23 protein-coding genes and 1 tRNA gene are annotated in these 21,517 nt (G+C 68.2%); 11 read left to right on the forward strand and 13 right to left on the reverse strand.

All coding sequences use genetic code 11. The features are described 5' to 3' along the window. Positions 1-46: 46 nt before the first annotated feature. Positions 47-1,549: a phytoene desaturase gene (gene crtI, locus J7643_08430; protein MBO9540603.1), complete on the reverse strand. Its 1,503-nt coding sequence runs from the start codon at positions 1,547-1,549 to the stop codon at positions 47-49. A 233-nt stretch (positions 1,550-1,782) separates the two neighbouring features. On the opposite strand from crtI, the gene J7643_08435 reads away from it, so the two are divergent. Further along, entirely contained in the window at positions 1,783-2,415 is a 633-nt protein-coding gene (locus tag J7643_08435; protein ID MBO9540604.1) for an HD domain-containing protein, read from the forward strand. Positions 2,416-2,537: 122 nt separating this feature from the next. Further along, the gene (locus tag J7643_08440; protein ID MBO9540605.1) at positions 2,538-3,065 is read left to right on the forward strand and encodes an adenine phosphoribosyltransferase; all 528 of its coding nucleotides are present in this window, start codon (positions 2,538-2,540) and stop codon (positions 3,063-3,065) included. On the opposite strand, the gene J7643_08445 is transcribed toward J7643_08440, so the two are convergent. Then, on the reverse strand, positions 2,983-3,930 hold the full coding sequence (locus J7643_08445) for a phosphodiester glycosidase family protein (GenBank protein MBO9540606.1): 948 nt from the start codon (positions 3,928-3,930) through the stop codon (positions 2,983-2,985). The genes J7643_08440 and J7643_08445 overlap by 83 nt on opposite strands. A gap of 170 nt (positions 3,931-4,100) precedes the next feature. Here J7643_08445 and J7643_08450 point away from each other — a divergent pair, with 170 nt between their 5' ends. Continuing rightward, positions 4,101-4,886 (forward strand): discoidin domain-containing protein, encoded by a 786-nt coding sequence (locus tag J7643_08450; GenBank protein MBO9540607.1) that lies wholly within the window; start codon positions 4,101-4,103, stop codon positions 4,884-4,886. Here J7643_08450 and J7643_08455 read toward each other — a convergent pair. Further along, positions 4,883-7,525 (reverse strand): AAA family ATPase, encoded by a 2,643-nt coding sequence (locus tag J7643_08455; protein ID MBO9540608.1) that lies wholly within the window; start codon positions 7,523-7,525, stop codon positions 4,883-4,885. The two genes, J7643_08450 and J7643_08455, sit on opposite strands and share 4 nt — an antisense overlap. A 135-nt stretch (positions 7,526-7,660) precedes the next feature. Between J7643_08455 and J7643_08460 the strand changes: the two genes are divergently transcribed. After that, positions 7,661-8,278 carry a hypothetical protein gene (locus J7643_08460; protein MBO9540609.1) on the forward strand — a complete coding sequence of 206 codons (618 nt, stop codon included), beginning with the start codon at positions 7,661-7,663 and terminating at the stop codon, positions 8,276-8,278. Between the two features lie 96 nt (positions 8,279-8,374). Next, positions 8,375-9,082, forward strand: coding sequence for a dihydrofolate reductase family protein (locus J7643_08465; protein ID MBO9540610.1), 708 nt, complete (start codon positions 8,375-8,377; stop codon positions 9,080-9,082). A gap of 70 nt (positions 9,083-9,152) precedes the next feature. Here the strand turns inward: J7643_08465 and J7643_08470 are convergent, their stop codons facing one another. The 5 genes from J7643_08470 to J7643_08490 form a co-directional block, all read right to left on the reverse strand. Beyond that, complete coding sequence (locus J7643_08470) at positions 9,153-9,401, reverse strand: hypothetical protein (protein ID MBO9540611.1); 249 nt, start codon at positions 9,399-9,401, stop codon at positions 9,153-9,155. Between the two features lie 86 nt (positions 9,402-9,487). Further along, positions 9,488-9,811 (reverse strand): zinc-ribbon domain containing protein, encoded by a 324-nt coding sequence (locus tag J7643_08475; protein ID MBO9540612.1) that lies wholly within the window; start codon positions 9,809-9,811, stop codon positions 9,488-9,490. Between the two features lie 32 nt (positions 9,812-9,843). Then, entirely contained in the window at positions 9,844-10,062 is a 219-nt protein-coding gene (infA, locus tag J7643_08480) for a translation initiation factor IF-1 (protein ID MBO9540613.1), read from the reverse strand. 216 nt (positions 10,063-10,278) lie between these two features. Then, positions 10,279-10,365, reverse strand: a tRNA-Ser gene (locus J7643_08485). Positions 10,366-10,414: 49 nt separating this feature from the next. Continuing rightward, the gene (locus J7643_08490; protein MBO9540614.1) at positions 10,415-11,023 is read right to left on the reverse strand and encodes a LysM peptidoglycan-binding domain-containing protein; all 609 of its coding nucleotides are present in this window, start codon (positions 11,021-11,023) and stop codon (positions 10,415-10,417) included. A gap of 211 nt (positions 11,024-11,234) precedes the next feature. Between J7643_08490 and J7643_08495 the strand changes: the two genes are divergently transcribed. The 4 genes from J7643_08495 (at position 11,235) to J7643_08510 (ending at position 13,370) form a co-directional block, all read left to right on the forward strand. Further along, positions 11,235-12,245, forward strand: coding sequence for an N-acetylmuramoyl-L-alanine amidase (locus tag J7643_08495; protein MBO9540615.1), 1,011 nt, complete (start codon positions 11,235-11,237; stop codon positions 12,243-12,245). 79 nt (positions 12,246-12,324) lie between these two features. Further along, positions 12,325-12,780, forward strand: a complete 456-nt coding sequence (locus J7643_08500; GenBank protein MBO9540616.1) for a thioredoxin family protein — start codon at positions 12,325-12,327, stop codon at positions 12,778-12,780. Between the two features lie 22 nt (positions 12,781-12,802). Next, positions 12,803-13,117 carry a rhodanese-like domain-containing protein gene (locus tag J7643_08505; protein MBO9540617.1) on the forward strand — a complete coding sequence of 105 codons (315 nt, stop codon included), beginning with the start codon at positions 12,803-12,805 and terminating at the stop codon, positions 13,115-13,117. A 4-nt stretch (positions 13,118-13,121) separates the two neighbouring features. Beyond that, positions 13,122-13,370: a metal-sensitive transcriptional regulator gene (locus J7643_08510; protein MBO9540618.1), complete on the forward strand. Its 249-nt coding sequence runs from the start codon at positions 13,122-13,124 to the stop codon at positions 13,368-13,370. On the opposite strand, the gene J7643_08515 is transcribed toward J7643_08510, so the two are convergent. Genes J7643_08515 through J7643_08535 form a run of 5 tightly spaced genes read right to left on the reverse strand, consistent with a single transcriptional unit; the run spans position 13,367 to position 19,785 of the window. Further along, on the reverse strand, positions 13,367-14,815 hold the full coding sequence (locus tag J7643_08515; GenBank protein MBO9540619.1) for a S8 family serine peptidase: 1,449 nt from the start codon (positions 14,813-14,815) through the stop codon (positions 13,367-13,369). The two genes, J7643_08510 and J7643_08515, sit on opposite strands and share 4 nt — an antisense overlap. After that, positions 14,812-16,044, reverse strand: a complete 1,233-nt coding sequence (locus J7643_08520) for a hypothetical protein (GenBank protein ID MBO9540620.1) — start codon at positions 16,042-16,044, stop codon at positions 14,812-14,814. The genes J7643_08515 and J7643_08520 overlap by 4 nt, the downstream gene beginning before the upstream one ends. After that, positions 16,041-17,912, reverse strand: coding sequence for a hypothetical protein (locus tag J7643_08525; GenBank protein MBO9540621.1), 1,872 nt, complete (start codon positions 17,910-17,912; stop codon positions 16,041-16,043). Before J7643_08525 ends, J7643_08520 begins: the two co-directional genes overlap by 4 nt. A gap of 54 nt (positions 17,913-17,966) precedes the next feature. After that, positions 17,967-18,755 (reverse strand): hypothetical protein, encoded by a 789-nt coding sequence (locus J7643_08530; protein MBO9540622.1) that lies wholly within the window; start codon positions 18,753-18,755, stop codon positions 17,967-17,969. A gap of 37 nt (positions 18,756-18,792) precedes the next feature. Then, positions 18,793-19,785, reverse strand: a complete 993-nt coding sequence (locus tag J7643_08535; protein ID MBO9540623.1) for an NAD-dependent epimerase/dehydratase family protein — start codon at positions 19,783-19,785, stop codon at positions 18,793-18,795. A gap of 150 nt (positions 19,786-19,935) precedes the next feature. On the opposite strand from J7643_08535, the gene J7643_08540 reads away from it, so the two are divergent. After that, complete coding sequence (locus tag J7643_08540) at positions 19,936-21,318, forward strand: phosphatidylserine/phosphatidylglycerophosphate/cardiolipin synthase family protein (GenBank protein MBO9540624.1); 1,383 nt, start codon at positions 19,936-19,938, stop codon at positions 21,316-21,318. Further along, on the forward strand, positions 21,315-21,503 hold the full coding sequence (locus J7643_08545; protein MBO9540625.1) for a DUF1289 domain-containing protein: 189 nt from the start codon (positions 21,315-21,317) through the stop codon (positions 21,501-21,503). Before J7643_08540 ends, J7643_08545 begins: the two co-directional genes overlap by 4 nt. Positions 21,504-21,517: the final 14 nt, after the last annotated feature.

Consider the following 21,517-nt stretch of genomic DNA (forward strand, 5'->3'; position numbering starts at 1 on the left):
TCCTTTGAGCTTGCTTTCCCCGCCCCACCGGGGGCGGGTTTCCCTATCAGGCGTGGACTGGCGGGCGCGCCTGGCTCAGGCTGTGCTCGCTCTCGATGCGCTCGGTGACGAGTCTCGCCGAGATCAGCACCATGGGGATGCCCGTGCCGGGCTGGGTGCTGCAACCCACGAAGTACAGGTTGTCGATCTCCTTGTGGCGGTTGTGAGGACGGAAGTAGCCGATCTGCGGGATGGTGTGCGCCAGTCCGAAGGCCGAGCCCCGGGCCGAGTTGAGGCTCAGCAGGAAGTCGTCGGGGGTGAAGATGCGCTCGACCACCACGTGCTTGCGCAGGTTCGTCAGACCGAAGGCCTCGAGCCGATCGTACATGGCCTCGCGGAAGCGGGGCTCCTCTTCGCCCCAGTCGATGTTGGGCGTCTGGTGCGGTACCGGGACGAGCACGTAGAGGTTCTCGCAGCCCTCGGGCGCAAGCGACGGGTCCGTCTTATTCGGGTTGCAGATGTAGAAGGCGGGATCGTCCGGCAGCACCTTGTCCTGGAAGATGCGCCGGAAGTTGCGCTTGAGGTCCCGGGACACGATCAGGTTGTGGTGCAGCAACTGCGGGTACTCGCGGTTCACCCCCAGGTACATGAGGTAGCCCGAGCAGGTGTACTCGAGCGACGGCAGCCGGTCGTACCGCTTGTCAGGCAGGAGCTTCTCGTAGACGTAAGGCAGATCGGCATTGGCAACGATGAGGTCGGCGTCCATGGTGCGGCCATCGCGGGCGACCACGCCGCTCGCGCGGCCGTAGGCGTGCCGGATCTCGCCGACCTCCCAGTCGCACTCGTAACGCACGCCGAACTCGCGTCCCAGGCGCTCCATGGCCTCGACGATGGCGTAGAGGCCGCCCTTGGGGAAGAACAGCCCCATCCCCGTCTCGGTGAAGGGCAAGAGCCCGTAGACCGCGGGGCTCTCGTAGGGCGAAAGACCCAGGTACATGGACTGGAACGAGAAAGCTTCGCGCAGCCGACGGTCCTTGAAGAACTTGCCGACCATGGGGTAGAGGGTCTGGTGGGCCTTGACCTGAAAGAGCTGACGGAGCTTGGTGGGGTTGAGGAACTGGTGCCAGCGCGTGAAGTTTTCGCTGACGAAGGCATCCACCGCCAGCCGGTACTGCCGCTGGGTCTGGGCGAGGAATTCGAGGGCGCGAGGGCCCGCGCCGGGCTCTAGCCGCTCGACCTCGGAGAGGAGCTTGTTGAGGGTGCTCGAGTTGTCGAAGTGCGAGCCGTCGTGCCACGAGACCCGGTAGTTGGGATCCAGCTGGACCAGGTCCAGGTAATCTTCCAGCCGGCGCCCGACCGAGGCGAACAGCTCGGAGAGCTGATCGATCATCAAGAGCAGGGTCGGCCCCGTGTCGAACCGGAAGCCGCCCGCCTCCCACACCCCGCTGCGGCCCCCGAGCGTGGCTTGCTTCTCGAGGACGGTGACTTGCAGGCCCTGGGCCCCCAGGCGGATCGCGGTGGCGAGCCCGCCGATCCCCGAGCCGACGACAATGGCGGAGCGTGCGTTCAAGTGGACCTCCTTTCGGTTCCTCATCGATCCTGGCGCCTTCGGTCCCTGCCGCCATCGTCCCAGGGGATGATCACGCTTGACTCACAGGACGAACTGCGGGTGTGATGCGGGGCGGATCGACCAAATGACGGTCAGGCGTAATCAAAGGTCCGTTTTTAATGCGTTTTTCAGGATTGGCCGATCGTGAGAGAGTCGTGAGCAACTTCCCCCTCTCCCGAAGAAGGACACTCCGAATGCTTGCCCAAGAAACCAGCGGCTTCATCGGCCGCGAGATGCTCGAGAAACTCGCCTTCCACCACGGTGCGACCCTCACCCACCTGGTCACCGCAGCCTGGATGGCGCGCGTCCTGGCCCAAGAGCTCGGCCTTGCGGCCGTCGAGTGCGAGCGGATCTGGCATGCGGCCTTGCTGCACGACATCGGCAAGCGCGAGGTCCGGCGCGCGGTCCTGACCAAGCCTGCGGCCCTCAGCGACGTGGAATTCCGTCACATGCAGGGCCACTGCCTCGCGGGCGGCGAGATGCTGCGGGCAATCGGTGCGCCCCTCGCCCTGGTGCAGGCCGCCGAGGAGCACCACGAGCGTTGGGACGGCAAGGGCTACCCCAAAGGCCTCGCGGGCCGCGAGATCTCGCTGGTCGGTCGCATCGTCGCCGTCGCCGACGCCTTCAGCGCCATGAGCGAGCACCGGGCCTATCGCCCGCGTCTGCCACTTCCGAAGATCATGGCGATCTTCGCCGAAGGGGCCGGCGTTCAATGGGACCCGGACGTGGTGGCGGCCCTCGCCTCGAGCGCAGTGCAGCGCGCCATCGCCGACGAGCTCGACTCGGACGAAGAGGCCGCCGAGCTCCAGGAAGCCACCGAGGCTTGAGCTTCTTCGATTCCATCGAAAGCCTTCGCTGCGGGTGGGTGGACAAGGTCCTTGGCCGTCAGTAAGATGGGGCGGCCCTGCTTGCCTCGATCCGAGGCCTCACGAGAGGAACCCGCCCGATGATGACCACCGACCCCACCCATCTGGCCGCGAAGATCAGGGAGATTCCCGACTTCCCCAAGCCCGGCGTGGTCTTCAAGGACATCACCCCCCTGATGCAGGATCCTCAGGCCTTCCGCGAGGTGATCGATCGGGTGGTCGAGCATTTCAAGGGCGCGCGCATCGACCAGGTGCTCGGCATCGAGTCCCGCGGCTTCATCTTCGGCGCGGCGATCGCCTACGCCCTGGGGGCAGGCTTCGTTCCGGTCCGCAAGGCGGGTAAGCTGCCTGCCCCGACCCACTCCTGCGAGTACGCCCTGGAGTATGGCACCGACGTCCTCGAGATCCACTGCGACGCGGTGCGGCCCGGCGAGCGGGTCCTCATCATCGACGACGTGCTTGCGACCGGCGGGACGGCCGCGGCGGTCCTGGAGCTCGTGCGCAAGCTCGAAGGGGAAGTTGCGGGCTTCAGCTTCTTGATCGAGCTGTCCTTCCTAAGCGGCCGTGACAAGCTTCAGGGGCACGAGACCTACTCGGTCCTGCGCTACTAATTAGCGGCGCGCTCGCCTCGTGCTCGCGCGCCGCGACGGAAGCGACCGGCGCCTGCACCGCGGCCGCCTGGCGCAGCCCGTCGTCGCGTCGTGCAGGGCCCGGGTACTTTGCGTCATAGAGAACCAGGGCGTTGGTCAGCCCCCAGTGGGGGGACGCCACGATCTTGCCGCGGTAGGCCATGCCGACCGACGGCCCCCCGTCCAGGTTGAGCGCGTCGTGAGCGCCGAGCGTGCGCATGGCCTGCGCCGTCTGGCTCAGGGTCATGCGCGCGGGGAAGCAGGCCACGATGAGGGTCTTGCCCCCCTCGGCGAGTCCGAGCGCCATGCGCGGGTGACGGCCGAACAAGGCGGGGTCCTGGAAGCCTTCGCGCTTGGGCTGGAGCCAGACCTTGCCCTCGCGGACCAGGCGTGGCCCCGAGGTCAGATAGAAGCGCGAATTGCGGTGGTCGGGGCGCCCCTCGACGCGCAGGGTCCGGATTTGCGCCCGGCCGTCGGCACCGATTTTGAAGGCCGTGCCCCGATCGTCCCAGTCCCGGTGCTGGCGCACCCGCCCCTCGCTGACGAGCGTGCCCATGGTGTCGGCGGTGCGGATGCTGAAGAAGGTGCCGTTCACGAGGGCGGCCGCCTGTGACCCCTCGGCCATCCCCGAGAAGCCCTGGCGGCGCTTGAGCGGAACCCCGGTGTCGTAGGCGAAGCGCAGGGCGAGCCGGGTCTTGGGGTCTTCGAGGTCCGCGCGCAGCTGCATGACCGGCCAGGCTTGGCGCCCGACCTTCACCTGCTGGCGCGAGAAGGCGACCGGGGCCGCCGTCGCCTCGGCGCCCGTGAACGCCGGCGCCCCCATCGCGGCGCCGAGCGCGATCGCCAACCACCTAGCCCCTCGCTCCCTCATTCCCACCCTCCTGCCCTCACGCCTCGTCCATGGTCGCGATCGAGCAAGCAACGGGCTTCGGCAAGCCGGATGAGATCCCTTGGTCTAAACCTCTAGCCGCAGGGTATTCTTGAAGGGGAGTGTCCCGCTTCATGAAGGAGGAGCCCGTGATCCGTCGTGTGCTGCTGATGATGCTCGCGCTCGCCCTCCTGGCCCCGGCACCCGCCGTTCAGGCCCAGCGCCCCGAGGCGCCCGAGCGGGGGTTGAAGTTCGTGTCGGCCTCGGGGGCCAAGACGCAGGGTCCCAACGCGGTGGACGGCGATCGCTCGACGGTCTGGGTCGGCCTTGCGCGCCGCACCGACGCCTGGATCACCTTCCAGGTCCGGGGCGAAGCCCCCCTCGAAGGGGTGCGGGTCGCCATGGCCGCCATGCCCGCCAACACGTCCTACCGGATCGAAACCTCGGAGGACGGCAAGCGCTTCGAGACGGTGCTCTCCGATCTGCGCAACGAGACCGACGACGCGGTGGACCGCCGCTTCCCCTCGCCGCGCGCGGCTTCCTTCGTGCGGCTCTCCTTCACCAACGGCTCTCGGCAGGCGGTGATTCCCTTCACCCTCTTCGAGGTCTCGCCCCTGCCCGAACCCACAGGGGCCCTGGCGAATCCTGCGCCTTCGGCCCCGCGTATCCTCGGCGCGGTGCTCGGTCAGCATGGGGGCGAGCGCGTCCTGGTGGTGGTAGGCGACGGCTTCGCCGAGCCCTTCGAGGCGGTGCGTGTCGACGGCCGAGCTCTCGACATCCTGGCGGTCACTTCGACCCAGATCCTCTGCCGCTACCCCTATCCGCGCACGCCGCGCCTCGCGCTCTCCCTCTCGGTCGCAGGCAAGGCCCTCTCGCGCACCGTCTCGCCGGTCACCCGCGAGATTCGCTGGACGGACAAGCCCCTCTCGCGCTAGCGCTCGGGGGTGGCGCGGGCCTCGCGGGGCTCCTTGAAGAAGGTGAAGTGGCCGTCGGCCACGTCCACCTTGATGGCGTCCCCCTCGCCGAACTCGCCCTTGAGGATGAGCTGACTCAGAGGCGTTTCCAGCTGCCGGGCGATGGCGCGGCGCAGCGGGCGCGCCCCGAAGGTCGGATCGTAGCCGAGCTCGGCCAGTCGGACCTTGGCGGCGGGCGTCAGATCGAGGCTGATCGCCTGGCCGTGGAGCTTGCGGCGGGTCGCTTCGAGCAGCAGATCGACGATTTCGAGGATCTGCTCGCGACTCAGGGGCTGGAAGATCACGATCTCGTCGATGCGGTTGAGGAACTCGGGCCGAAAGGTCTCCTTCATGGCCGACAGGACCGCCTCTCGGATTCGCTCCCAGCCGGGGCCGCTCACCTCCTCGGGCGGCGTGCCCCGAAAGCCCAAGGTCGCCCCCTTGAACATCTCGGCGGCCCCCACGTTGGAGGTCATGATGACGACGGTGTTCTTGAAGTCCACCGTGTGGCCCTGGCTATCGGTCAGGCGCCCGTCGTCCAGGATCTGGAGCAGGATGTTGAAGACGTCGGGATGGGCCTTCTCGATCTCGTCGAAGAGCACGACCGAGTAAGGCCGGCGCCGCACGGCCTCCGAGAGCTGGCCGGCCTCCTCGTAGCCCACATAGCCCGGCGGGGCGCCGATGAGGCGGCTGACGGTGTGCTTCTCCATGTACTCGCTCATGTCGAAGCGCAACATCGCCTGTTCGTCGTTGAAGAGGTAGTCCGCGAGCGCGCGGGCCGTTTCGGTCTTGCCGACGCCCGTCGGCCCCAGGAAGATGAAGGAGCCGATGGGGCGCGTGGGATCCTTGAGTCCGGCGCGGGCCCGGCGCACCGCCTCGGAAACGGCCCGGATGGCCTCTTGCTGGCCGATCACCCGCCGCTGGATCGTGGCCTCCATCTGTAGCAGGCGCTCTTTCTCTTCGCTGGCGAGCTTGCTGGCGGGGATGCCCGTCCATTCGCTCACGACGGTCGCGATCGAGTCGGCGGTGACGATGGGCTCGGTGGTGCCGCGGGTGGTCTCGTAGTCGCGCTTGAGGGCGTCGAGCTTCGCCTTGTGGGTCTCGATCTCGGCCTTGAGCCGGGCGGCGTCCTCGTACCGCTCGCCGGTGACGGCCGCCTGCTTTTCCTGTTCGAGCTGGGCGAGGCGCGCCTCCAGGTTCTTGAGGGCGTCGCTGCCCGTGCGGCTCTCCAGCCGCTCCATGGCGGCGGCCTCGTCCAGGAGGTCGATGGCCTTGTCGGGCAAGAAGCGATCGCTGACGTACTTGTCGGCCAGATCCACCGCTGCGACGATGGCCTCGTCCGCGATCTTGACCCGGTGGTGCGCCTCGTAGGAGTCGCGCAGGCCGCGCAGGATCTCGACGGCTTGCTCGGTGGTAGGCTCGGCGACCAGCACCGGCTGGAAGCGGCGCTCCAGGGCGGCGTCCTTCTCGATGTGCTTGCGGTACTCGTCGAGGGTGGTCGCCCCCACGCACTGCATCTCGCCGCGCGAGAGCGCCGGCTTGAGCATGTTGGCGGCATCCACCGCCCCCTCGGCGGCCCCCGCGCCGACCAGGGTGTGGAGCTCATCGATGAAGAGGATGATCTTGCCCTGCAGGGCGCGGATTTCGTCGACCAGGCCCTTGAGCCGCTCCTCGAACTCGCCCCGGAACTTGGTGCCGGCGATCATCCCGCCCAGGTCCAGGGCGAGCACGCGCCGGCCGCGCAACAGATCGGGGACCTCGCCGCTCGAAATCCGCAGGGCCAGGCCCTCGGCGATGGCGGTCTTGCCCACGCCCGGCTCGCCGATGAGCACCGGGTTGTTCTTGGTCTTGCGGCTCAGGATGCGGATGACCCGCTGGATCTCCTTGTCGCGCCCGATGATGGGGTCGAGCTTGCCGCTCTCGGCGAGGGCGGTCAGGTCCCGCGAGAAGCGCGTCAGGTTGGGGGGCAGCGCGTTTGCGTCGCCGACGTTGCCATAAGGCATGGCCGTCAGCTTGCCGTGCAAGTCCTCGGGGTCCAGGCGCGCGCCGACGAGCAGTTGCGAGGCGTAGCTCTCGCCTTCGAGCAGCAGGCCGAGCAAGAGGTGCAGCGGGGTGATGAAGCCGTGGCCCAGCTCGGCCGATTGCATCAGGGCGATCTCGAGCACGCGCTTGACCCGAGCGGCCAGGCCGACGCGGGTCGCCTGAATGGGCGGGCTGCGGCGCAGCACCTCGGCGAAGCGCGCTTCGAGCCCCTCGGCCGAAAGCCCCGCCTGGTTGAGCAGGGCCTGGGCGCCGCCTGGCTCCTGCGCAAGGCCCAAGAGCAGGAACTCGGTGGTGATCTGGTCGTGCCCCCAGCTGAGCGCGGTCTGGGCGGCGCGCTGCAAGATTTGCTTGGATTCCTCGGAGAGGCGCGAGAGCATGGCGTCGCGCCCGCGGGGCTTGGGGCCGAAGAGGCTTTCAAAGAGGCTTTCGAGCCCGCCGAAGGCGGCGGCGCCGCCCGCGATCGCACTCTGCATGGCGCTGGCGCAGTGGTGGCAGAGGTCCAGGGATTGCTCGACGCCGTTGACGTGCTGGCGGATGTGGACGGTCGCGGGTCGTTGGTGACAGTTCTGGCACTCCATGGCGCCCCCCTCTCGCGTCTTGAATCCTCGCGATCATGGGGCGGCGGCGTCCTCAAGGCCAATAGAGAAGCAGGCCTTGGCCATGGTAGCATTGGATTTCGAACCTCATCCCCCTGAAAGGACCCGGCCCCGCGCATGAAAGTCAAAATCGATCTCGAAAACCTCGCCTGTGACCTGATGGACGTCGACCTGGTCGAGCTCAGCATGTTGCACGACGCGCTTGCGACCTATGTGGAGACCCTCTATCCCGAGGTGGCTGAGGCCCTCCAGGAAGGCACCCCGCTCGACGACGCCCTCGAAGGGCTCGACGAGTCCGACGCGTTCCGCATCCGGACGATCATCGAGCGCCTCTACGACAAGCTGGAGCGCCCGCTCGGCATCCTCGAAGAGGAGACGGAGCGCCAGGCGGTCATGGAGGTGGGCGATCGCGTCCGGATCCTGCTCGACAGCGCCGACGAGGCCACCCTCCTGCACGAGGCCGCCCGCGAGCTCGGTGACCAGGTGGGCCGCGCGCTCGAAGCGAGCGATATCCCCTATCCCGACGCAGAGGGCCTGGTGCGCGAGTTCGCCAGCTGGTTCGATCCGGACGACATCCCCGAGTACCCCTACTTCATCGAGATGGAAGTGGCCGACGCCCGGATCATCGCGCAGCTGGCCGAGCGGGTGCATGCCCACCAGCCCACCGACAAGATGGGCCAGCTGCTCAAGGTGATGCAGGCCGCCTCCCAAGACGACGGCGACGACGAGGAGTAAGCCCTGCTGCGCCGGCTGATCGATCGGGTCTCGGGCGAGGCGCCGGGCGAGGTATCGCTCGAAGCGGCCTTCGCCGACCTCGCCCTGCCGGCGGGAGTGGGCGATCGCCCCTACACCTACCTCAACATGATCGCGACCCTCGACGGCAAAGCGGTCGTGGGGGGGGCGGGTACCACCTGGACCGTCGGCAGCGATACGGACCATGCCCTCTTCAAGTGGCTGCGCCGCTCGTGCGATGCGGTCATCTCGGGGGCTGCGAGCCTTGCTGCCGACGAGATGCCCTACCCGCGGGTCAGCGAGGCGGAGCGCGAACGGCGCGTGGCGGCGGGCCTAAGGCCTGTGCCCTTGTGGGTCGTCGTGAGCGGCCGTGCCAACCTGCCGCCCGACTTGCGCCTCTTGCGCGAGGGCGGCGAGGACGTCCTGGTGGTGGTGAGCGAACAAGCGCCCGCCGAGCGGGTCGCAGCCCTCGAAGCCAGGGCGAGGGTACTCAGGCTTGGGCAGGCATCAGTGCCCATGCGCGCGTTGGTCGAGCTGCTCGCCGCGCGCTTCGGGGTGCGCCGCCTCTACTGCATCGGGGGGCCCACCCTCAACGCCGCCATGCTCGAGGCGGGAGTCCTCGACGAGCTGTTCATGACCCTGGCGCCCAAGATCCAGGGGGGAGCGGGCCAGGCGACAATGATCGAGGGCGCTCCCTATCCCCCGACGGCCCTCAAGTCGGCCAAGCTGCTCTCGGTCTACGCAGCGGGAGACGAGCTCTTCATGCGCTACGCGCTGAGCGAGGCGGCCAAAGAGAGCCGGGGCTGAAGTCGCCCCTTCCGACGCAATCCGGGCCCTCGGTCTTGAACCGAGGGCCCGGATTGGCATGAGGACGGCGTTACTCTGCGGCCTTCTTGACGGTTGATGCGGGACGCCGATGCTGGGCGCAGTCGCGAAGGCTGCCCGCGCGCACGGCGCTTCCTTCTTGCGTTTGGAAGGCGCTCTCCGGGTAGTAAATCGTCGTTCCTGCCTTCTTCGAGCATTTCGGACAGCTCTTTTCGGTGATCTTCTCACCCGTCGCTTCGTCTACCGTGCGACGAAACAGGTTGTCCCGATACGGATCCAAAAGCTTCGCTTTGCCCTGCATGGTCGCCTCCTATCGCGCTCAAGGGGTCGCCGAGAACCGAATGGGACGGGCGCGAGCCGCTTGGGCCTCGCCCGTCCCGATCGTGGTTACTTTCTGAAGCAGTCCCGGCAGTAAACGGGCTTCGACCCATTCGGACGGAAGGGCACCTGGGTGGTGACGCCGCAGGCGCTGCAGGTCGCGTCGTGCATCTCGCGCTGGGCGCCGAAGCCGCCGCTACGGCCGCCGCCGTAACCGCCGCCGCCGAAGCTGCCGCGGCCGCCTTCGCGGTTGGCCTTGGCCGCCATGCGGCAGGGCTTGCAGCGACGGGGAGGGGTGGTGAAACCCTTTTCGGCGAAGAACTCCTGCTCGGAGGTGGTGAAGGGGAACTGCGTGTTGCAGTCCACGCACGTGATGGTTTGTTCGGTGTACATGCTGATCTCCTGTTCGACCTGGAAAATGCGGCCTAGGCCCGCTTACGGAAACTGATGCGACCTCTGGTCAGGTCATAGGGGGAGAGCTCGATTTTAACCCGATCGCCTTGCAGGACCTTGATGCGGAACTTGCGCATCTTGCCTGCCAAGTGGCCCAGAACCACCACGTCGTTGTCGAGCAAGACCCGGAACATGCCGTTCGAGAGCGCTTCTTGGATGATGCCCTCGACCTCGATGGTTTCCTCTTTCATTCGTCTCCCAAAAAGAGGGTCCGCGTTGTTAAAACGCGGACCCAGCTTTAACAGTTCGTTGGTAGCAGCTGAAAAATTGCATCAGCGCTTATATGTCGATAATTGTAACACATCTCTCAATGTTATGTAAGGGATTGACACCTGCTTGTGTGGTGAGCGGGGTGATGCGCCAAGAGAAACGGCGCTCCCGGCTTTGATTGGGAGCGCCGTTCGAGGCGGAGGCGGTCGGATTCGAACCGACGGTGGCTGTTACACCACGCTTGTTTTCAAGACAAGAGCCTTAAACCACTCGGCCACACCTCCGGGTGCCACCAGTGTAGCAGGAGGGAGGGCGTCGGGCAATCCGGAGGGCCTAGAGACCCGCCTGCTTGTGGTAGGCCGCGAGGTCGTGGACCTTGTAGACCGAGCCACCCTTGGCCGAGCCGGTGGCGATCGCCGCGAAGCCCAAGGGCTTGCCGCCCTTGGCGGGCGTCACGCTGATCTCTTGGGCTTCGGCGTAGCCCCAGGCCGCCTGGGCCGTGCGCCAGTCGAGGGCGGGAAGCTTCTCGCCGGCCTTTTGGCGGACGGCGGCGGCCTTCTGAGCGGCGACCATGGCCTCGAGCATGAATGTGGCGTGGGCGTTGATCGGCAGCTTCACGGTCTGACCGGCCTTGAGGGTCTTGCCGTTCAGGGCCTGGAGATCCTTGACGTAGGCGTTGATCTCGCTTTCGGTCGGCGCGATGCCGTCGGCAGCCGAGGCGAACTTGCGGGCGATGCTCCAGTAGCTGTCGCCGGCCTTGGCGGTGACGCTCAGGTGGTCCTTACCGGGGATCACCGTGACCTCGACGGTCTTGCCAGCCTTCGCCAGCTTATCGGCGCCGAGCGGCGCCTGGGGGGCAGTGGGCTTGGCAGTAGCAGCAGGGGCCGCGCCGGTTGCCGGGCGCTGGGTGGTGACTTGGGTCTGGGACGAAACGGATTTCACGATGCCTCCCTTTGCTTGTTACGTCGATGCCGTCGCTTGCGATGCGAGTCTATGGCCGGGGGCCGGAGGACTCTTGCTTTAAGCGTTATTAAAGTTTGTGACGGTGCGCAATGGGTGGAAGCGAACCTTAACGAAACTATCAAGTGACCTTTACCCGATCTGCGGGGAGCGACCCGATAGACTTCTTGGCGATTGAACAGGGGGAACCGCGATGGGAATGGCGTTCAACAGCATCAACAGCAACTCGCTCGGCCAGCTGGTCAGCCGCCTCGGCGCTCGCGTCCAGGCCGGCGGCGGCCTCTCGAAGCCCGCGGTCACCCAGGTGCCCTCGCCCAACCACAACGACCGTCCCGGCGGCGGCAAGGACATCTCGGCCATCGTCCTCCACCACACGGCGGGCGGTACCCTCGACAGCGTCGCCAACTTCTTCAAGAACTCCTCGGCCCAGGTCAGCTCGCACTACATCGTGGGCAAGGACGGCCGCATCGTGCAATCGGTCCAGGACGACAAGCGTTCGTGGCACGCCGGCACCAGCGAGTTCAAGGGCCGCAACGACGTCAACGACTTCAGCCTCGGCATCGAGATCGTCAACGACGGCAACGGGCGCGACCCCTTCCCCGAGTCTCAGTACAAGGCGGTCATCGACCTGGTCGCCTGGATGTGCCAGACCTACAACGTCCCGGTCGATCGCATCACCGGCCACAAGGACGTCGCCCTGCCCCGGGGCCGCAAGAACGATCCCGCCCCCAACTTCGACTGGAACCGCGTCCGCTCGGGCGTCGAAGCCAAGCTCAAGGGCGCGTCGGCTCCCGCTCAGCCGCCCAAGCCCGCAGCCCCCGCCCAGCCCGCCAAGCCTGCGGCCCCTGCTCAGCCCGCCAAGCCTGCTGCCCCCGCCCAGCCCGCCCTCCAGACCGTTCCCATCGGCTCGCTCGACAGCCTCACCCTGAGCGGCGCGGCCCAGGCCCAGTACAACCAGCCCCTCACCGAGGTGCCCCTCGGCGCCATCCCCATGCCCGGCCAGGTCTTCCAGCCCGCGGTTCAGATGCCGCAGCCCGCGGTCCAGGTCGCCCAGCCCGCCATGCAGCCGACCTTCGCCCCTGCGGTTCAGCCGACCTACGCACCCCCCGTTCAGCCCACCTACGCGCAGCCCGTCCAGCCCATCCAGAGCGGTGCCGTCCAGCCGCGCTTCGCCGCAGCCGTCGTGCCGAGATTCGCTGGCTAGCCTTCTGCTTGACGATGCCCCCCACGCCGGATAGGATACGGATGGGGGGTATCTGATTTGCGGACGGGGAGATAAGCGAATGGCACGGCCTGCGTGGCTGAAACCGAGTGTCGCGAAGTGGCTGGATCGGGGCCTGACCCTGGCGGCCATCGCGCTGCTCGCCGTTACCCTCGGGCGCTATGTCCTGCCACGCTCTCCCGATAGTCTCGGCGACGCCGCCCTCGCACCGGCCCTCGCACCGGGCCGGGTCGCGCTGGTGGAGCTCGGGGCGACTTACTGCCCCGCTTGCATTGCTTCCAAGCCCATCATGGCGGCCCTCTCCAAGGTGTACGGCGATCGCGCCGAGGTCCGCGTGATCGACATCGACCGCCCCGAGCACCGCTCGGAGGCCCAGCGTCTCGGCGCGCTCGCTCAGCTGCGGGCCACTCCCACGTTTCTCGTCACCGACCGGCAGGGCCGGGCCGTCGCGAAGTTCGTCGGCCCCACGTCCTATGCCGCCCTCTCACGGGCGTTGGACGACGCCCTCAAGCCCTGACAGGAGGATTCTGATGTTCGGCATGTTCGCTCCGCGCGTCCCCGAGGTCTCGACCCAGGAGGTCGACGCCCTGCTCGCCACGCCTGACGCACCCTTCGTGCTCGACGTGCGGGAGCCCAACGAGTTCGCCGGGGGCCATATCGCGGGCAGCCACCTGATCCCCCTGGGCAGCCTGCCTGAACGGCACGCGGAGGTCCCCAAGGATCGCAAGGTCGTGGTCGTCTGCCGCAGCGGGGCGCGCAGCGCGAGCGCGACCCAGCTGTTGATCGCCCAGGGGTACGACGCCGCCAACATGGCCGGCGGCATGCTCGCCTGGCGCGGAGCGGTGGAGCGCTAGGCTCATGGCCCAGGACAAGATCCTCCAGAACCTGCGCCGCATCGAGGGCCAGGTCAAGGGGCTGCAGCGGATGATCGTCGAGGAGCGTCAGTGCGACGAGATCCTCATGCAGATCATGGCGGCAAAGGCCGCGCTCGACCGGGTGACGAGCGATCTGGTGGAGAGCCAGTTGGAGGCCTGCTTCACCGACCTCGACCCCGAAGCCCTCAAGGACAAGATGACCCAGACGATCCGCCTGCTCTGCAAGCGCTAGTTCGGCAGGCTCCCGCTGACGGCGCGCTCGGCGTTGACCCGCCCGTGGCCGTAGAAGGGGTCGAACCCCTCGGCGCCCAGGTCGTCCGCGCTCTCGGCCAGGCGGCGCTTGACCCGATCAGCCCAGGCGGCGGTCTCCTGGTCGGGCCCGTTCGAGCCGTAAACGATGTTCACGAGCGCCGCGACCCCTGCCGCGAAGGGGGCCGCGGCGCTCGTGCCGTTGAAGAGCCGGTAGGCGTTGGCGTAGTCGGGCGCGTGGCCCTTGGCGGCCGTGCTCCAGAGGTAGTTGCCGGGGGCCGAGACCCAGATCTCGGGGCCGCGGCTCGAATAGGGCGCGAGCATCTCCCAGTCGAGGTACTGGAAGGTGCACGAGACGCCGATGGCCGCCGGGCTGTTGGCGGGCACCTCGACGCGGCCGTCTCCCCCGTTGTTGCCCGCCGCGACGCAGACGACGATCCCCTGCTGGCGCAGCTCCTCCAAGACGGCGTCGTAGACCTCCAGCCGCGCGGTGATGGTGGGGCCATAGCTCAGGTTCACCACCCGCACCTTGCCGGCGGCCGGGTTCTGGAGGTTGGGGTATTGCGCGTCCGGGCGATTGTAGTCGGCAGCGATTTTGAGCCCGCGCAGGATGCTGAAGTCCGAGCCGCCGCCGTTGGTGCCGATCACCTTGATGGGCAGGATGGGGACCCCAGGCGCGACCCCTGCGGCTCCCAGGCCGTTGCCGCGCCGTGCGCCGAGCACCCCGGCGCAGGCGGTGCCGTGGTCGTTCTCGGCCGGATCGAAGGAAGCGGTCGAGACGAGGCCGCCTTCGATGGGATCCGCCGAGTTGTAGCCGGGCAGCACGTTGAGGTCCGGATGGTCGGGATCGACCCCCGTGTCGAGCACCGCGACGGTGGTGCGGGCGATCGCCGCAGGATCCAGGAGGCCGTCGAGCTTCGTCCAGCCCCCGTAGACATTGGCGACCTTGGCCGGGTAGGACCACTGGGCACCGAGCAAGGGGTCGTTCGCGGGCGGCGCCTCGCGCCGGGCGATCCGGTGGTTGGGCAGCGCCGTGATGACGCCCGGTTGCTGGCGCAGGTAGGTGAGCCCTTGCTCCACGGCGACCCCGTCGGGGAGCGCGAGCAGGGCGACCCGGTGCGCGAAGCGCAATTGGTCCTTGACCGTGGCCTTGCCGAGACTTCCCCAGTCGAGCGGTAGCGCGGCGCCAGGCGCCAGGGTCACGATGAGTTCGCCGGGCACGACGTCGGCGGCCTGGGCGCTCGTGCCAGCCCCGCTCACCGGATCGCTCGCGTTGGAAGAGCCGGGATAGCGGTCTTCGACGGTGGCGCTCAGGCTTGGGGCATCGAGCGTGGGGCTTTGGCTGTTCGCAAGGGGGCTCATCACCTGGCAGCCCGTGAGGACGAGACCCAGGCTGAGGGCGAAGCCGAAGGGGCGGCGGGTCGTCATGGGAGGACCTCCGGGTTGAAGGCTTCAGCCGTGCGAAGCGGGCGCCCGTTTGCGTCCATGCCGCCGGTCACCAGGACCAGGCGGTCAGAAACCGCCGAGGCGGCGAGCAGAGCGCGGGCGGTGCCCATGGAGGGCTCTGCGTGCCAGGTATCGGTCGCAGGGTCGTAGGACTCGACGGTGGAAAGGGCCCGGTGTTGGGTGTTGGCGCCGCCGATGGCGTAGAGTCTGCCGTTGGCGGCGACCAGCGCGAACGAGTGGCGTGCCGTGGGCATGGCCGAGCAGGTGGCCCAGGTGTCCAGGTGCGGGTCGTACACCTCGAAGGCCTTGAGGGCCTCCATGGCGGCGCCCGCGTTGGCGTCCACGCCCCAGCTGCCGTAGTACGACTCTTTGGCCGGGGTGCCCGTCCACCGGAAGCCGCCCGCGGCGTAGATCTTGCCGCCGAGCATGGCGACTCCCAGGCTGCCACGCGAGGTGGGCATGGGGGTCGCTTGGTGCCACTGCTGGGTGCGGGCCGAGAGGGCTTCGACCAGGGGGGAGTCGACCCAGACGTACCCCTGGGGGGTGCCGTCGTAGCGCTTGCTGGAGCCGCCCAGCACGTAGAGGGTCTCGCCGTCCGAAACGACGCCCGCTGCGGCGCGTGGGGCCACCAGGTTGCCGAACTCGCTCCACATGGGGGTTTCGAAGGCGGTAAAGGCGTCCAGGCTTTCGGGGTCGAAGAAGACCGGAGCGGTGATCTCGGGAGCACCCAGGTACTCGCGGTCGTTGGCGACCATCACGATCCGGTTGCGCAGGGCTGCGGCTTGGCCGATGGGGTGGGCTATCGCCGACTGGTTGGGGATGCGGCGCGGTGTCCACCTGCGAAGGATGGGGTCGTAGCGCTCGATCAGGTCGTTGAAGTCGCCTCCGATGGCGTAGAGCGCGCCGTTCATGGTCACCAGCGAGTGGGCGGCCCGCGCGATCGCAAGGGGCGAGACGCTCAGCCAGCTCTGGGGCGGCACCTCGCCGAACGTGAGGAAGAGGCCTGGCCCGTCCGGGTTGGCGGGATCCTGAGGCTTGATGGGATCCGGCTTCTGGTCGGGTTTCGCCGGATCCTTGTCGGTTGGTGTCGGATCCTGGGACCCGGCGGCCGGGGTGGGGACGAGGCCCAAGACGCCGGGGGCGGGCGGAGGCTCCTGGCAGGCAGAGAGCAGGCTGCAAAGTAGCAGGCCGGTCAACAGGCGCGCGGTCATGGCGTCACCTCCAGCACCTCGACCGAGTCGAGCGCGCGGGCCGAGCCGCCGGCTGCATCGTTCAGGTACAGGGACGGGGAGCCGCCGATGGCCCAGAGCCGCTCGCCCGCGTAGAGCAGCCCGAACGAGGAACGCGGGATCGCAAGGGGCGGCCCCGGCAGCCAGCGACGCGTGCTCAGATCGAGGCGCTCGACGGTTTCGAGGGAATGCTCCTGGTTGTCCACCCCGCCGGCGGCGTAGAGGTTGCTGCCGGCCTGGGCGATCGCAAGCTCCGAGCGCCCGGTCGGCAAATCGGGCCAGCCCGCCCACTGGCGGCGCGAAAGATCGAGGGCCTCGACCCGCGGCATGGCCGAGCGGAAGAGGAAGCCGTACGAGCCCCGGTTCTCCTGGATATCCGGCTTGTCGCCGCCTGCGACCATGAGCTGGACGGCGCCTTGGATCACGACGGGGGAAAAGCCTGCGCGATCGCGCGGGGTCCGGATGGTGGGGATGCCGTTCGCATCCACGAGCCAGGCCTTGAGGGTGGGGTCGTACTGTGCCGTGTGGCTGCGATCGAAGGGGGCCTCGCTGACCTGGTCGCCGAAGACGTTGATGAGCACCGTGAGCTTGCCGTCCAGGGAAAAGGCGCCCGCCGGGTATCCCAGCTGCGAGAGGGGACGGCCGTTGATGCTCGGTAGCTCGGTCAACGTAAGCCATTCGGGTTGTGCCACGTCGAGCGAGAGGGAGAGAGCGTCCTTGCGGTAGCCTTCGCCCTTGGTGTAGCCGCCCACGACGTAGAGCGTGCGCCCGATGATGACGCAGGCGGCGCCGTCGCGCGGGCTCGGCATGTCGGGCAGCGGCTGCCAGGTGGGCGTCGGCGCCTGGGTATCGAGCTTCCAGCAGGCCGCCGTGGTCGCACCCCCCTGGAGGACGCCGCCGGCGACGTAGAGGTGGCGGCCGTCAGTGGCGTACCCGGCGTTGCCGAGGGCCACGGGCAGCTTGGGGCCAGCCTTCCAACCCTTGAATTCGAGGTTGATATTCGCCTCGCCGCCTGCTGGCACGCTCAGCGATCGGCTGGCGACGCCGAAGCCCGGCACCGAGACCCAGACCGTCCAGGTCCCGGGCATGACGGGTCCCACCCGATAGCGGCCGCCGGTCTGGGTCGTCACGGGTGAGACCCCGCTCTGTAGCGGCGAGACCGGGTCGTCGATGCAGAGCTCGGCGGGTACTGCCGACGGGGCGCCCGTGACCGTCACCAGGGCCGAGCCGGGGGCGATCGCAAAGCTTCCCGGCACCTCGAGCGAGCCCGAGGCGGCGGCCACCGCATCCGCCCACTTGTCCGTATCGATGAGGGCGTGGTGCGGCAAGTTGCTCGCGCGTTTCAGCGCTTCGAGCCGCCGCGCCACCTGCGCGGGATCCGCCTGCTGTGCGAGCACCTGGTGCCCGGTATCGAGCCAGCGCGCCCAAACCTTGCCCACCGCCGTCGTCGCGCTCGATAGCATCACCTGGTTGGAACCCGACGCGAGGGGGGCGACCGCGAGCCACTCGGCGCCGGGCAAGGGGCGATCCGCCGCGTCCACGCCCTGGAGCGTGAGAAGCCGGTTCGTACCGAGCGGAAGGCCTTCCACCCGGAGGGTCCGGGCGCCTTCGGCCTGGGGCACGACGATCGAGACCGGAGCGTCGAGGTCCCCGGCGCGGACCGTCAGCGTGAAGCGCGCCTCGGCACTCAGGGTCTGGGCCTGGGTCTTGCGCGGGGCGCTCGCCGTGGGCGGCAGGCCCAGGGTGAGGCTTGCGCCGGCCGGGAGGGTGGACGCAAGCGGGGGGCGAGCGCCGGGCAAGGCCTGGCACCCGGCCGCGAGGGCCAGGGACAGGGCAAAGAGTGGCGCCATGGCGGTCGATGGGCTGCGCAGGATTCAGTCCCTCCCTTGCTCGGGGCGACGGGGCTAGGGCAGGCCGTGGATCAGGCGCTCGTCGGCGCGCGACGGGTGGATCAAGGTGAGAAAGAGCGCCGCGCGCTCGGAAGGAGCGGGGAAGCCCTCGGCTTCGAGTGCGGCCTGGAGGCGGCTGAGCGCCTGCAAGAGCGGATCGGGGTCGTGGGTTTTCAGCGCCTGGATCAACAGCGGCACGCAGGCGTCCGCGTCGCTCAGCGAGGCGAGCTCGGGCTCTAGCCAGTGATCCATCGGCACCCAGCGCCCTTCGAGGGCGAAGAGGAGGCGCGAGAGGGCCTTGGCGCCCCGAGCGACGTTGGTGGCCACCGCGGCCTCGAAGTCGCGGCGACGGCACTTCTGCGCCCGGTAGACGGCGTTGTAGGCGTCGATGCCGGCGTGCAGCAGGCGCAGGCGCCGGAAGGCGAGGTCCATGCGGCCGGCGGCGTGCACGGCCTGCTCGACCCGGCCGTCCCGGTCGAAGAGCACCTGGGCCTGCTCATAGGGCCAGTGGTCCAGGTCGCGGGGCGAGGCGACCTTGCTTTCTAGATCAGAGATCGAGGTGTAGTAAGCGTCGTAGACGAGCTTCCTGCTTGCCCCCTCGCCGGAAAAGGCCACCTCGCTCGTCGCCTCGGGCGAAAGCCGCGCGTGGGCTTCGTCGGTCAAGAGGACTTCCAGGTCGTCATCCGAGAGAGCGTCGCCGTAGCGGCGGCACTTGGAGCCGACGAGCAGCACGCCGACGACATCGTCGCTCGCGCGCCAGGCTTCGAGGCGCGCGGCGGTTTCGGGGAAGATGTCTTGTGACACGGTCTGCATCCGTCGGACTCCCTGCGCCTCGGAGCGCCTAGTGGGTGGGGGCGTGGTGGGAGCGCAGCGCGAGGCGAACCTCTTCGGTGCGGCGCGCGTAGCCCGCCGAATCGGGCTCGTGGGGATGTGCGCGGCGGTGGGCGACGAGCTGTGGCATCCAGACGCTCGCGGGGGTGGGGACGAGGTTCAGCTCGTCGCGGGTCCTGCCGCCCTCGCCCACCAGGACCCAGCCCGGCCCCCCGTAGGGGAGGCCGTAGTCCGCGAGGCCCTGGGCTTCGAGCGCCTCGCGCGAGACGCTCACCGTCGCGCTCGCGGAGCCTGCGAGTCCCGCCAGGGTCGCCACCAAGGTCTGGTAGGTGAAGAGCTCCGCGCCGACCGCGTGGTAGGCGCGGTGGTAGGCCTTGGGGGCCTGCAGGGTGGCGAGGATGACCGCGCACACGTCTTCGTGCCAGCTCAGCTGGAAGATGCTCGGCAGACCGTCCGGCAGCAGGATCGGACCACCGTCCAGGACGCGCTGCAAGAAGAAGTCGAAGCGCCGGGTGTAGTCGTGAGGGCCGACCACGAACCCCGGTCGGACGATGGTGAAGGGGGGGATGGTGCCCTGTCGCTCCCAGAGGACACGCTCGGCTTCGCGCTTGCCCTCGGCGTACGGGTTGAGGCCGGGAATGGGCTGCAGGTTGCCGGGCCCGACCTCGGACTCGTGGTACATGCGCAGGCCCGTGAACTCCGCGTAGACCGACTCGGTGCTGACGAGGACGTAGTGCCCCAGGCGGTCCCGTAGGGCGCCGAGGATCCCTTCCACGTCGGCGCCGGTGAAGGCCACGTTGTCGATGACCACGTCGAAGCGCCGGCCCGAGAGGACCGCTGCGAGCGCGGCGGGGTCGGTGCGATCGGCTTTCAGGTGGTGGGCCCCCGTCGGGACGGGCAGGTTGCCGCGGGTGAGGACCGTGACGGCATGGCCGTGCGCCACAAGGCGGTGGACGAGGGTATGCCCGAAGAAGCGGGTGCCTCCGAGGACCAGAACTTCCAAGCGGCCCCTCCTTTCCGAAGCATGCAGCCTTTCGATTGTAGCGGATCTCCCAACGTAAAGGGATAGCGACCATTCTGCCGGCAAGAGGTCAGAAATCGTCGAGGATCGTCGATAATCGAGAAAGGTCCTGCTCTTGGGAGGCTATCGCCCTTGTCGAAAATCGATTCCGCTTCTCGCTCTCATCAGCCTTCGCGCGTCCCTGCCGCCGCGAAGACCCTGGCCGCGGCCGCGGGGCCCACCCCGACGCTCGATTCGCGCCTGCGTACCTATCCTCAGGGTCGCTCGCCCATCGGCACGGCCGTGAACCAGGCCGTCTTCGAGACGAACAAAGGGACTGTCGAGGCCTCCCGCGCCTTTGCGATGGGATCCGTCGAGGACATCTGGATCAACGACGTCGATGCCGAGGACGAGGCCATCGACCAGGTGATTTCCCTGCTGGACAAGGCCCAGCTCGAGATCTGTATCCAGACCTTCATCTTCGACTACAAGTCCGAAGCTTCCAAGCGCCTGCTAAAGGCCATCTCCGAGAAGCAGGCCAAGAATCCCGACTTCAAGGTTTACATCGCTTACAACCGGGACCTCAACCCCTTCGGCCAGACGATGGAGCAGGCGCTCGCCAAGGCCGGGGTCAAGGCCGAGGTCGCTTTCTACGCCGGGGCGGTGAGCCGCCAGTCCAACCACACCAAGATGTTCGTCCTGGACGGCCGCGAGGCGGTGATCGGCGGCGACAACATCGACAACCCCAAAGAGCGCGACATGATGATCCACGTGCGGGGGCCGGTGGTGGACTCGTTCCTGCAGGACTTCGACGACGCCTGGCGCACCTCCAAGCGCTGGCTCAATTCGAGCGCGACCCCGCCGGTGCACCTCCAGGGCCCCCCCCTGCCTTCGACCCAGCCCCAGGTGCCCATGACCATGCTGACCAAGCGTGGGGTGGCTTGGAGCGGGGACTACCTGGCCAACGACGCCGACCAGGGCTTGCTCGCCGCCATGAAGGCCGCCAAGACGAGCATCAAGCTCGCCACCCCCAACCTCAACTCCCCCGAGGTCTGGGATGCGATCGAGGACGCTGCCAAGCGTGGGGTCAAGGTGCAACTGGTGGTGGCCAAGATGTGGAACCCGGTCCTGATCGTCGATCGCGCGACCGCCTGGGCTGCCGAGCGCTTCGTGGCGCAGCTGCCGCCTGAGGCCCAGAAGAACGTCGAGCTGCGCTGGTTTTCGGAAGACGGCAAGAAGGTCTCCGATTCGCACGCCAAGTACCTGGCGGTGGACGGCCAGTGGGCCTACGTGGGCTCCCAGAACATGGACAACCAGTCCTGGTCCTTCTCGCGCGAGGTGGGGGTCGGGATCGACGACCCCGCCCAGGTTCGCCGGCTCGATGAGGCCCTTTTCGACGCCGACTGGAAGACGAGCATCCCCGCCAAGATCGACTGGTGGGACAAGATCATTCCCTTGCCCGCGCGCAACTGGGGCGAGCGCTTGCTGCGCCTCTTCTTCCCGATTATCGCCTTCTTCACGGGCCGCAAGGCGTGAGCGAGGTCGCCTCGCCCTGCACCAAGGTCTGTAAGCTGGATCCCCGGAGCGGCTGGTGCATCGGCTGCTATCGCACCGGCGGCGAGATTGGCGCTTGGATGAGCCTGGGTGATGCAGGCAAGCGAGAGGTTCTCGCGCGCTGCCAGGCCCGAAAGCAAAGCCCCGCCGACCAGCGGCGGGGCTAAGAGCGTCTAAGGAC

Source organism: bacterium (genome assembly GCA_017744355.1).
In the GTDB taxonomy this organism is placed as follows: domain Bacteria; phylum Cyanobacteriota; class Sericytochromatia; order S15B-MN24; family UBA4093; genus JAGIBK01.